The 10,706-nt window shown below is 70.4% G+C and carries 12 protein-coding genes; 7 read left to right on the top strand and 5 right to left on the bottom strand.

The window, feature by feature from the left end; all coding sequences use genetic code 11:
- On the bottom strand, nt 1-790 hold a 790-nt coding region (locus tag ACE3O8_RS10925; protein WP_374389650.1), incomplete at its 3' end, for a DUF1254 domain-containing protein.
- A 123-nt stretch (nt 791-913) separates the two neighbouring features.
- On the opposite strand from ACE3O8_RS10925, the gene ACE3O8_RS10920 reads away from it, so the two are divergent.
- The 5 genes from ACE3O8_RS10920 to ACE3O8_RS10900 are packed head-to-tail and all read left to right on the top strand — an operon-like array spanning nt 914 to nt 5,933.
- Nucleotides 914-2,080, top strand: coding sequence for an acetyl-CoA C-acetyltransferase (locus ACE3O8_RS10920; RefSeq protein WP_374389648.1), 1,167 nt, complete (start codon nt 914-916; stop codon nt 2,078-2,080).
- 14 nt (nt 2,081-2,094) lie between these two features.
- The gene (locus ACE3O8_RS10915; RefSeq protein WP_374389647.1) at nt 2,095-3,009 is read left to right on the top strand and encodes a crotonase/enoyl-CoA hydratase family protein; all 915 of its coding nucleotides are present in this window, start codon (nt 2,095-2,097) and stop codon (nt 3,007-3,009) included.
- The gene (locus ACE3O8_RS10910; protein ID WP_374389645.1) at nt 3,002-3,925 is read left to right on the top strand and encodes an alpha/beta fold hydrolase; all 924 of its coding nucleotides are present in this window, start codon (nt 3,002-3,004) and stop codon (nt 3,923-3,925) included. Before ACE3O8_RS10915 ends, ACE3O8_RS10910 begins: the two co-directional genes overlap by 8 nt.
- A complete protein-coding gene (locus ACE3O8_RS10905; RefSeq protein WP_374389643.1) occupies nt 3,922-5,436 on the top strand; it encodes a class I adenylate-forming enzyme family protein in 1,515 nt (504 codons plus the stop codon). Before ACE3O8_RS10910 ends, ACE3O8_RS10905 begins: the two co-directional genes overlap by 4 nt.
- A complete protein-coding gene (locus ACE3O8_RS10900) occupies nt 5,415-5,933 on the top strand; it encodes a CinA family protein (protein WP_374389641.1) in 519 nt (172 codons plus the stop codon). Before ACE3O8_RS10905 ends, ACE3O8_RS10900 begins: the two co-directional genes overlap by 22 nt.
- Nucleotides 5,934-5,937: 4 nt before the next feature.
- Here ACE3O8_RS10900 and ACE3O8_RS10895 read toward each other — a convergent pair whose 3' ends face one another.
- Both ACE3O8_RS10895 and nth read right to left on the bottom strand, forming a co-directional pair.
- Nucleotides 5,938-6,339: a DUF6491 family protein gene (locus tag ACE3O8_RS10895; protein WP_374389639.1), complete on the bottom strand. Its 402-nt coding sequence runs from the start codon at nt 6,337-6,339 to the stop codon at nt 5,938-5,940.
- A 17-nt stretch (nt 6,340-6,356) separates the two neighbouring features.
- Entirely contained in the window at nt 6,357-7,013 is a 657-nt protein-coding gene (gene nth, locus ACE3O8_RS10890; protein ID WP_374389652.1) for an endonuclease III, read from the bottom strand.
- A gap of 69 nt (nt 7,014-7,082) precedes the next feature.
- On the opposite strand from nth, the gene ACE3O8_RS10885 reads away from it, so the two are divergent.
- Both ACE3O8_RS10885 and ACE3O8_RS10880 read left to right on the top strand, forming a co-directional pair.
- Nucleotides 7,083-7,553 carry a DUF2244 domain-containing protein gene (locus ACE3O8_RS10885; protein WP_374389637.1) on the top strand — a complete coding sequence of 157 codons (471 nt, stop codon included), beginning with the start codon at nt 7,083-7,085 and terminating at the stop codon, nt 7,551-7,553.
- On the top strand, nt 7,546-8,580 hold the full coding sequence (locus ACE3O8_RS10880; protein WP_374389635.1) for a YeiH family protein: 1,035 nt from the start codon (nt 7,546-7,548) through the stop codon (nt 8,578-8,580). Before ACE3O8_RS10885 ends, ACE3O8_RS10880 begins: the two co-directional genes overlap by 8 nt.
- A 21-nt stretch (nt 8,581-8,601) precedes the next feature.
- Here the strand turns inward: ACE3O8_RS10880 and ACE3O8_RS10875 are convergent, their stop codons facing one another.
- Together ACE3O8_RS10875 and ACE3O8_RS10870 are read right to left on the bottom strand one after the other, a co-directional pair.
- The gene (locus ACE3O8_RS10875) at nt 8,602-9,399 is read right to left on the bottom strand and encodes a crotonase/enoyl-CoA hydratase family protein (protein WP_374389633.1); all 798 of its coding nucleotides are present in this window, start codon (nt 9,397-9,399) and stop codon (nt 8,602-8,604) included.
- Nucleotides 9,400-9,498: 99 nt separating this feature from the next.
- Nucleotides 9,499-10,506: a heparan-alpha-glucosaminide N-acetyltransferase domain-containing protein gene (locus tag ACE3O8_RS10870; RefSeq protein WP_374389631.1), complete on the bottom strand. Its 1,008-nt coding sequence runs from the start codon at nt 10,504-10,506 to the stop codon at nt 9,499-9,501.
- Between the last annotated feature and the right edge of the window lie 200 nt (nt 10,507-10,706).

Raw genomic sequence — 10,706 nt, 5'->3', positions numbered from 1 at the left:
AGATGCGCGGCAGCAGCAGGCGCCACAGCCACTGCCGCCACACCGGCAGCCCATCGAAGGCATCCGCGCCGCCGCCATAGCCCGTGGCCGCCAGCGACTTGTCCTGAAGATGCGGGTTCGCCGCGATCAGCGGGTTCGCCCGCCGCAGCAGCGTCGCGGGATCGGGCAGCACCGGCAGCGCGGCTGCGTCCCGCGGCGGGCGCACGCTGGCCGGCGGCACGGTCAGCACGAACCCCTGCTGAACGGCGCGCGCGGCGGGCAGACCGGCTTCGCCATCCACCAGCGTGCGGATCAGCAGCCAGGCCTCGTCAGTGGCGACCGACAGGCGGCGCGGCTCCTCCGCCCCGGCAGGCGCACCCGGTTTGCCGGCCCCGAACGCGATGATGACGCGGCCGTCGCCGTCCGTCTCGCGCAGGACGACATCATTGTCCGTCCGCGCGTTCATCACCGCGACGCTGTAATAACGGCCGTCGCCCTTCGGCAGGGCCAGTTCGACCGGTCCGGCGGCAAGATCCAGGAACGCCGTCGAATAAAGGGTGTCGTTGTTCGGCGTGGTGATCCAGCGGTCGCGCGGGCCGGACAGGTCGCCCCGGTGCACCAGCCGGTTGGATCCGCTCTCGCCCGCATGGGCCAGCCGCAGCAGCGTGCCGTTGCGGGTGCGCACGAAGCTGTACACCGGATAGGCCTTCAGCGCGGCGCGCGTGGTATCCGCCACCGGCTGCCGCAGCAGCAGCCAGCCGGCCATCAGCAGCGCGCCGAGCGCCAGCAGCACGAGGAGAAACCGTTTCATGGGCCGGAACCATGCCCGATTTGCCGGCGTTGGCAAGCGCGGGGCCTTCCCAAGTTCAAGAGGGGACAGCGCGCCCCGCGAAGCGCAAGGAAATGGAAACGGATCGAAACGGGAGAGCAGATGATGGGCACGGCCTATATCGTGAAGGCGCGGCGGACGGCGGGCGGCCGCAAGGGCGGACGCCTGCGGGACTGGCATCCGGCGGATCTCGCCGCGCAGGTGCTGAACGACCTGGTGGGCGATCATGACCCGGCCCTGTTCGAGGATGTGATCATGGGCTGCGTGAACCAGTTCGCGCAGCAGAGCACGAACGTCGCGCGCAATGCGGTGCTGGCCTCGAAGCTGCCCGAATCGGTTCCCGGCACCTCGGTCGACCGCCAGTGCGGCTCCTCGCAGCAGGCGCTGCACTTCGCCGCCGCCACCGTCATGTCGGGCGTGATGGACGTGGTGATCGCCGCCGGCGTCGAAAGCATGACGCGCGTGCCGATGGCGCTGCCCTTCAAGGCGGCGATGGATGCGGGCGCCGGCAACTATGTCTCGCCCAACATCCAGAAGCGCTATCCCGGCATCCAGTTCAGCCAGTTCGCGGGCGCCGAGATGATCGCGAAGAAATATGATCTCTCGAAGGACGAGCTGGACGCGTTCGGCTTCCTCAGCCAGCAGCGCGGCGCAGCCGCCGCCAAGGCCAACGCCTTCGCGAACGAGATCGTGCCCGTGCAGGGCCTCGACGGCGAGAACAACCCGGTCGAGCACATCGTGGACGAAGGCATCCGCTTCGAAGCGACGCTGGAAGCCACAAGGGCTGTGAAGCTCCTCTCCGAAGGCGGGCGGCTCACGGCGGCCACCTCGTCGCAGATCTGCGACGGCGCATCGGGCGTGCTGGTCGTGAACGAAGCGGGGCTGAAGAAGCTGGGTGTCGACCCGATCGCCCGCATCCATTCGCTGACGGTGATCGGCGAGGATCCGGTGGTGATGCTGGAAGCCCCCATCAACGCCACCCGCGCCGCGCTGAAGAAGGCCGGCATGAAGATCGACGACATCGACCTTTATGAAGTGAACGAGGCCTTCGCCTCGGTGCCGGTGGCCTGGCTGAAGGAGCTGGGGGCGGACCCGGCGAAGCTGAACGTCAACGGCGGCGCGATCGCGCTGGGCCACCCGCTGGGCGCCTCCGGCACCAAGCTGATGGCAACGCTGGTGCACGCACTGAAGGCGCGCGGCGGCCGCTATGGCCTGCAGACGATGTGCGAAGGCGGCGGCCTCGCCAATGTCACCATCCTCGAGCGGCTGTGATGGGGGGCGCATCGATGGACCGTCAGGAAACGAAGCTGGAGATCGCGGACGGCATCGCCATCCTCACCCTCTACCGGCCCGACAAGCTGAACGCCTTCACCGGCCGCATGATGCACGAGATCATCGCCGCCTTCGACGAGACGGACGCGAACGATGATGTGAAGGCCGTGATCGTCACCGGCGCGGGCCGCGCCTTCTGCGCCGGCGCAGACCTGTCGGCCGGCGCCAAGACGTTCGACTATGACGCCCGCACCGACGAGCAGAGCACCCGCCCGCAGGGCAACTCCCCCGTCCGTGCCGACGGCAGCGTGGATTACAGCCACGCCGCCGTGCGCGACGGCGGCGGCCTCTGCACGCTGCGCATCTTCGAAAGCCTGAAGCCGGTGATCGGCGCCATCAACGGCGCGGCCGTCGGCATCGGCGTCACGATGCAGCTGCCGATGGATATCCGCATCGCCAGCACCGACGCGAAGTTCGGCTTCGTCTTCGCCCGGCGCGGCATCGTGCCCGAGGCCTGCTCCAGCTGGTTTCTTCCCCGCCTCGTCGGCATCAGCCGGGCGATGGAATGGTGCGCGACCGGCCGGGTGTTCGGCGCGCAGGAAGCGCTGGAAGGCGGGCTCGTCCGGCAGGTCGTCGCCCCCGATCAGCTGCTGCCGACGGCCATCGCGCTCGCGCGCGAGATCGCCGACAACACCGCCCCCGTCTCCGTCGCGCTCACGCGGCAGATGCTGTGGCGGATGCTGGGCGCGGATCACCCCATGGAGGCGCACAAGATCGACAGCCGCGCCATCTATGCGCGCGGGCGGCAGGGCGATGCCAAGGAAGGCGTCGTCAGCTTCCTGGAAAAGCGCCCGGCCGTCTATCCCGACAAGGTCTCGGCCAACATGCCCGATTTCTTCCCCTGGTGGGCAGACCGGCCCTATGAATAAGGCCGCGCCGGCGGCCGATCCCGCGCTCGCGCCGCCGCTGGCTGCCTATGCCGGCGCGCGGCCGCCCGCGCCGCAATGGTTCGTCGATGCCGTCGCCGCCCCGCATGAACGCCACCGGCTTCAGGTGGAAGGCGCCGGCATCGAATGGCTGGCCTGGGGGCCGCGCGGCAAGCCGGGCCTGATGCTGCTGCACGGCAACGGCGCCCATGCGGACTGGTGGCGGTTCATCGCGCCCTATTTCGCGGAAACCCACCGCGTCGCCACCCTCAGCTGGAGCGGGATGGGCAATTCCGATCACCGGCCGCGCTACACGGTCGATCTGTTCGTGGCCGAAATCCTCGCCGTGGCGGGCGCCGCCGGGCTGATGGATACCGGGCCCTTCACCATCGTCGGCCACAGCTTCGGCGGCTTCCCGATGATGGCGCTGGCGAACCGGGCGGATCCGCCCCTGCGGCAGGCGATCATCCTCGACACCCCGTTTGATCTTCAGCAGCGCCGACGCCCGCGCGGCAGCGGCGGCGACGCCAGGCCCCACAACATCTACCCGACAGAGGCCGACGCCCTCGCCCGCTTCCGCTGGGCGCCGCCGCAGCCCACCACCCATGATTTCATCGCCGATTTCATCGCCCGCCACTCCATCCGGCCGGCGGACGGCGGCTTCACCTGGAAGTTCGATCCCTTCCTGTGGAGCGAGTTCGAAATGAACGCAGGCGTCGATCTGCTGCTGGCGCCCAAATGCCCAACCGCGCTGATGTGGGGCGAGCAATCGGAACTGGTGCATGGCGGCCTCGTCGCCGACATGGCGCGGCGGCTGCCCGCCGGCAGCCCGCTCATTCCCATCCCGCAGGCCTTCCACCATGTGATGGCCGATCAGCCGCTGGCGCTGGTGTCGGCGCTCAGGGGATTCCTCGCATGACAGCCGAACCACCCTTCCGCCGCATCGGCGATCTCGCCCGCGAACATGCCCGCGCCCGGCCCGATGCGCCCGCCGTCACCGTCTCGGGCGTCACCCTCGGCTGGGCGGCGCTGGTCGCTCGCGCCGGCCGCGTGGCCGCCAGCCTCCAGCGCGACGGAATCGTGCCGGGGCAGGCCATCGCCATCATCAGCTACACCAACACGGATTATGTCGCGCTCTACCTGGGCGCCCTGATGGCCGGCGTCGCGGTCGCGCCCATGCCGCCCAGCGCCACGCCGGATCAGTTGCAGGCGATGGTATCGGATTCCGGCGCGCCGCTGCTGTTCCTCGATCAGGCCAACGCCGACGCGCTCGCCCATATCGCCTTCACCGCCCGCATCCAGATGATCGAGACGCTGGACGACTGGCTGGCCAAAGGTCCGCCCGCGCCGCTGGCCCTCGACGACGACGCGCTGCTGAAGCTGCCCTTCAACATCATCTATTCCTCCGGCACCACGGGCGTGCCCAAGGGCATCATCCACAGCTGGGCCATGCGCTGGTCGCAGCTGCTGGGCGGCGCGGCCGTCGGCTATTCCGCCGACAGCGTCACCCTTCTCGCCACCCCGCTCTATTCCAACACCACCCTCGTCTCCGCGCTGCCGACACTGGCCTGGGGCGGGCATCTGGTGATGATGCCGAAGTTCGAGGCGCGGCAGTTCCTGGAATTGGCGCAAACCGTGCGCGCCACCCATTCGATGCTGGTGCCGGTGCAGTATCGCCGGATCATGGATCTGCCCGATTTCGACAGCTTCGACCTTTCCGGCTACCGCTGCAAATTCTGCACATCGGCCCCCTTCGCCGCCGACCTGAAGGCCGATGTGCTGGCGCGCTGGCCCGGCGGCCTCATCGAATATTGGGGGATGACGGAAGGCGGCGGCGGCACCGCCCTCGTCGCGCACGAGCATCCGGACAAGCTGCACACCATCGGACGCGCCTTCCCCGGCGTCGAGCTGCTGATCGTGAAGGAGGACGGAACCGAGGCCGCGCCCGGCGAAGTGGGCGAGATCATCGGCTATTCCGGCGCCACCATGTCGGGCTACGCCAACCGGCCCGAGGCTACGAAGGCCACCCAGTGGGTCCACCCCGACGGCCGCATCTTCATCCGCACCGGCGACCTCGCCCGAAGGGACGAGGACGGTTTCGTCGAGCTGATGGGCCGCGCCAAGGACATGATCATCTCGGGCGGGTTCAACATCTACCCCATCGATATCGAACAGGTGCTGGCCGAACATCCGAAGGTGAAGGATGTGGCCGTGGTGGGCATCCCCAGCCGCGCCTGGGGCGAAAGCCCGGTCGCCTTCGTGGTCGCCCCCGGCGCAGATCCGGAAGAGCTGCGCCACTTCACCAACGAACGCGTCGGCAAGGTGCAGCGCCTCGCCGCCGTGCAGCTGGTGGATGAACTTCCGCGCAGCGCCATCGGCAAGATCCTGAAGCGCGAGATCCGCGACCAGTGGGCAGGCGAAATCCCCTGACCTTCGACGACCTTCTGGCCGACGCCCGCGAGGTCGCCGCCCTGCTGATGGCGCGCCGCCAAACGCTGGCGGTCGCCGAAAGCAGCACCGGCGGGCTCATCTCGGCGGCGCTGCTGGCGGTGCCGGGCGCATCGGCCTTCTACCTCGGCGGCGGCGTCATCTACACGCCGCGCGCGCGCCACCGCCTGCTGGACCTGAAGCGCGAAGAGGTGCGCGGCCTGCGCGGCGCGACCGAGGCCTATGCGATCGTGCTCGCTGAACGCGCGCAGAGCCGGTTCAAGGCCCGCTGGGCCATCGGCGAAACCGGCGCCACCGGCCCGTCGGGCAACCCCTATGGCGATGCGCCGGGCCATTGCTGCCATGCCGTCGCCGGGCCGGGCGAACCCGTCGCCGCCACGCTGGAAACGGGCGAGGCAGACCGGCTGCGCAACATGCTCCTCTTTTCCCGCGCCTGCCTCCGGCTCCTCCACGCAGAGATCGGCCGCACCCCGGCCTGACGGGCTATTTCGCCGCCTCCGCCGGCTTCACCGGCACGAACTGGCCCAACCCGCACGACGCGCCCCGGCGCGGCCCCGCCCCGGTTTCAACGACGGTGATGACGTCCACGCTACACAGCCGCGAAGACCGGGTGTCATGGCTGAAGGCGCGGTTGAACCCCAGCCCGGGGCAGCGGTTCGGCAGCGTGTTGCGCAGCACCTGCCCGTTGCGCATGCGGAAATCGATTGTCTGGTCGTCAATCACGTTGGTCGACCGGATCTGGCTGGTGGTGATGCAGTTCACCGGATCACCCGCAGGCACCATCGGGGTCGGCGTGCGCGGCGGCTGGCTGCTGCTGCACGCGGCAAGCGCCGTCAGCGCGGCCAGGGCTGTCAGGGCAGCGGGGGCGGACATGGTGGCTCGCATGGGCATTCTCCATCGTCTCAGGCGGGCGTCGCCCGCGCCGGTGCCGCCGACTTTGCCTTGAACCGGCACCATTGGGCAATCGGGCAACGCCAGCATTCGGGCGTCCGCGCCTTGCACAGATAGCGGCCATGCAGGATCAGCAGATGGTGCGCCGGCCGCGCCCATTGCGGCGGCACCTGCGCCAGCAGGTCGCGCTCGACGGCATCCGGCGTCTTCCCCTGCGACAGCCCGATCCTGTGGCTCACCCGGAACACATGGGTGTCGACTGCAAGCGTCGCTTCCCCGAACGCCTCGTTCAGCACCACATTCGCGGTCTTGCGCCCCACCCCCGCCAGCGCGACAAGCGCCGCCTCGGTGCGCGGCACCTCGCCCCCATGGCGTTCGATCAGCTGTTCCGACAGGCGGATCACGTTCGCCGCCTTCGCATTGAACAGGCCGATCGTGCGGATATGCGCCTTCAGCCCCTCCAGCCCCAGCGCCAGCATGGCTTCAGGCGTCCGCACCTCCCGGAACAGCGCGCGTGTCGCCTTGTTCACCCCCACGTCGGTCGCCTGCGCCGACAGCACCACCGCCACCAGCAGCGTATAGGGGTTCACGAATTCCAGCTCCGTCCTCGGCGCCGGGTTCGCGGCCCCCAGCGCATCGAAGATCGCCTCGACATCCGCCTTCGGCAGCTTTCGCCGCACCGGCTTCGCGGAACTTGGTGCCCTGCCCATCCGCCTGCTACAGCAGCCGGCAGACTCATGCGCAAGCCCGCCATCTTCGATCTGGAACTCCGCCCCAACCGCTCGATGCCGCAGCGGCATTTCTGGCTGATGATGGCCGGCGTCGCCGCGATTTTCGCGCTGATGGGCCTCAGGTTCCTGTTCCTCGGCGCCTGGCCCATCCTGCCCTTCATGCTGGCCGATCTGGCGCTGCTCTGGTGGGCGATGCGCGCCTCCTATCGCTCCGGCCGGGCCTCCGAACATCTGCGGCTGGACGACGACGGGCTGGAACTGGTGCGGATCGCCCCGCACGGTCACGCCCGTCGCACCCGGATCGAGCCGATGTGGGCGACGGTCGAACTGGAACGCCTCAGCGACGAGGAAAACAGGCTGTGGCTCCGGTCGCGCGGGGATCGCCACCCGCTCGGCCAGTTCCTCTCGCCCGCCGAACGGGCAGAGATCGCGCAGGTGATCGAGCGCGGGCTCGCCACCTTCCGCAAACGTGGCTGAAGCCCCGCCGCGCCCAGGCGCGGGCTGGAAAAGCCCCGCGTTCCTCGGCGGGCTGGCGCTGTGCGCCCTGCTCGCCAAGCTGGCGGTCCTCGCCAATGCGGCGGCGGGCCTGCCGACGATGCTGGTGGTGCTGGCGCTGGGCATGGGGGTGAAGCTTGCGGCGCCCCGCCTCACCGCCTGGGCCGCGCCCGGAATCGCCTTTGCTTCCACCGCCGTGTTGCGGGGCGGTGTCGCGCTGCTCGGTTTCCGCGTGGTGGCCGATGATCTGCTGGCGCTGGGCTGGCCCGCGCTGGCGCTGGTGCTGGCCTCGGTCTCGCTCACCGTCGGCGGCGGCTTTGCCATCGCCCGCCTGTTCCGCCAGCCGGCCGATCTCGCCGCCGTCTCGGCCACCTCGGTCGCCATCTGCGGCGCCTCCGCCGCCCTCGCGGCCTCCGCCGCGATGCCGCGCCGCGCCGGGCTGGAACGGGAAACGGTGCTGGTCATCCTCATCGTCTCGCTGCTCTCCACGGCGGCGATGCTGGGCTATCCCCTGCTCGCGCGCTGGGCCGGGTTCGATGCGGATGCGACCGCGCTGCTGCTGGGGGCGGCGATCCACGATGTCGCGCAGGTGGCGGGTGCCGGGTTCGCCGTGTCGGAAGATGTCGGCGTCCGCGCCGTCACCGTGAAGATGATCCGCGTCGCCTGCCTGCTGCCGGTCATCCTCGCGCTCGCCATTCTGTTCCTGCCGCGCGATCAGGCCGGCGAGGGCCGGGCGCGGCGCTGGCGCGCCATCCGGCCGCCCACCTTCCTGGTGCTGTTCTTCCTCTTCGCGGTCATCACCTCGACGGCGCTGCTGCCGCCGCAGGTGTCGGCGCTGGCCGGCACGATCGCCTCGTGGCTGCTGGCCGCCGCCGTTGGCGCGATCGGCCTGAAGACGGGCTTCGGCGAACTGCGCGCCGCGCGCCCCGCCCTTGCGGGTGCGCTGGCGGCGCAGACGCTGTGGCAGCTGGCCGTCGTCGCCGGGCTGATCGCCGCCTTCGGCTTCTGAAACCCCCGGCCCCGGAGGCCGTCAGTCCCGGAACAGCGGCGCGCGCTTCTCCATGTTCGCCATCACCGCCTCCACCTGGTTGGGCGATCCGATCAGCGCCGTCTGCTCGACGGATTCGGCCAGCAGCACCTCGGCAACCGTGGCCGAAGCCGGCAGGTTCAGCAGCCGCTTCGCCGCCCGGATCGCGTCCGGGCTCTTCGCCGCGACATCGGCTGCATAGGCCAGCGCTTCGGCATGGGGGTCAGCGCTCACCCGCGTGGCGATGCCCAGACCCAGCGCCTCCGCCCCATCAAAGATGCGGCCGCTGAAGGTCAGGTCGCGGAACTGATCATCCCGCACCAGCCCGCGCAGCAGCACCATCCCCGCCATGTCGGGCACCAGCCCCCATTTGATTTCCATGACAGACATGCGCGCGTCCGCCGTCACGAAGCGCAGGTCCGCGCCCAGCGCCAGCTGGAAACCGCCGCCAAAGGCCACGCCATGCACCGCCGCGATCACCGGCACGGGCACTTCGCGCCACACCATCACCGCCTGCTGCGCCCGGTTCGCGCCGCCCGGGGTGCGCGGCGTGTCCACCAGTCCGCCGCTCCGCCGCCCGCCGGCCATGCCCGCGAAGTTCGAGGTATCGAGCCCGGCGCAAAAGGCCCGCCCCTCGCCCGACAGCACCACCGCGCGCACACCGGCCTCGCGCTTCAGCTGCTCGCCCGTCTCGATCAGGGCGCTGAACATCGCATCGTCCAGTGCGTTCATCTTGTCGGCGCGCACCAGCCGCACATCCGCGACCCCGCCCTTCATCTCCACCCGGATGCGTTCCGTCATCGCCTGCGCCTCCTGCCTGTCGTCGGCCCCCTCCTTAGGCCGGGAACCGCACCCCGGCCCACAGGCCAATTCAACAGGCCTGCGGCGGCGGCCCTGCCGTCAGACGCGCAGGTACAGGCCGCGCCGGTCCATGGCGAGGATCGGGGCCGCCACCAGCGCCAGGAACAGGGTGATGACGGCGAATGTCGCCGCCGCGGGCGGCAGCAGCCGATAGGGAAAGGTCAGGCTGTCCCAGTGCAGCAGCGGGGCGGCCAGTTCGTGCAGCACATAGGCCGTGATCGCGTTCCGGCCAAAGGCCGTCGCGATGTTCCGCACCGGGCCGGGATCGTAACGGGCATGCAGCAGCGCCGCCAGCAGCAGCGTCAGCCCGGCGGACAGGGCGACGAAGCTGCCCGTCCACAGCGCCTTCACCACGGGCAGCCAGGGCGCCCACAGCAGCGCCCCACCCACCAGCGCCGCCCCCGCCAGCGCCAGCGCCCGCGCCGCGCCCGGGCGACGCATCCGTTCGGCCGCCAGCGTTCCGATCAGCGCCTGCGCCAGGGCCGGCAGCGTCCCGGCGATCCCTTCGGGATCAAACCCCAGCGGCCCCTTCACATAAAGAAACGAGCCCAGCAGCGCGCGATCGAGCCAGCTGCCGAAATCCTGCCCCGGCGCCCACAGGTCGGTCGGCGTGCCGTCCGGCATGGGGATCAGCAGCAGCCCCCAGTGGCCCAGCAGCAACGCCAGGATCAGCCCGGCCCTCGCCCGCGCAGACAGGCGCGGCGCCAGCAGCGCCGCCAGCGCATAGACGAGGGCGATGCGCTGCAGCACGCCGGGCAGGCGCGGGGCCTGCGCCCAATCCGCCAGCCAGTGCATGTTCGTCAGCAGCAGGCCGATCAAAAGCAGCCGCCCGCTCCGCCACAGGATGTCCCGCGCGCCCGGCGGCGGGGCCAGCACGACCGACATGCCGACGATGGTGAGGAAGGCCGGGAACATCAGGTCGGGCAGGCGGAACCCGGCCCAGTCCGCGTGCAGCAGCATGGTCGGAACCGCGTGGCTGCCCGAAAGCCCGGCGGCCGCGTTCACCAGGATCATGCCCATCACGGCCAGGCCGCGCAGCATATCCACCGATGGTGTGCGCGGCGGGCGCGCCGGATCAGATGGCAAGCCGGGCGGCATCCGGGCCCAGGATCAGGTGGACAACAGCGGGTGCGGGCCGGGCAATGGCGCGCACGCCCGCCGCCTTCAGCGCTGCTTCGTCCAGCGCCGCCGCATCCGCCAGTTCCACCCGCAACCGGCTGGAAGCCGCGTGATGCGCCTTCACATTG

The organism is Sandaracinobacter sp. (assembly GCF_041909755.1).
In the GTDB taxonomy this organism is placed as follows: domain Bacteria; phylum Pseudomonadota; class Alphaproteobacteria; order Sphingomonadales; family Sphingomonadaceae; genus Sandaracinobacteroides.
This window is presented reverse-complemented; position numbering and strand designations above follow the sequence as displayed.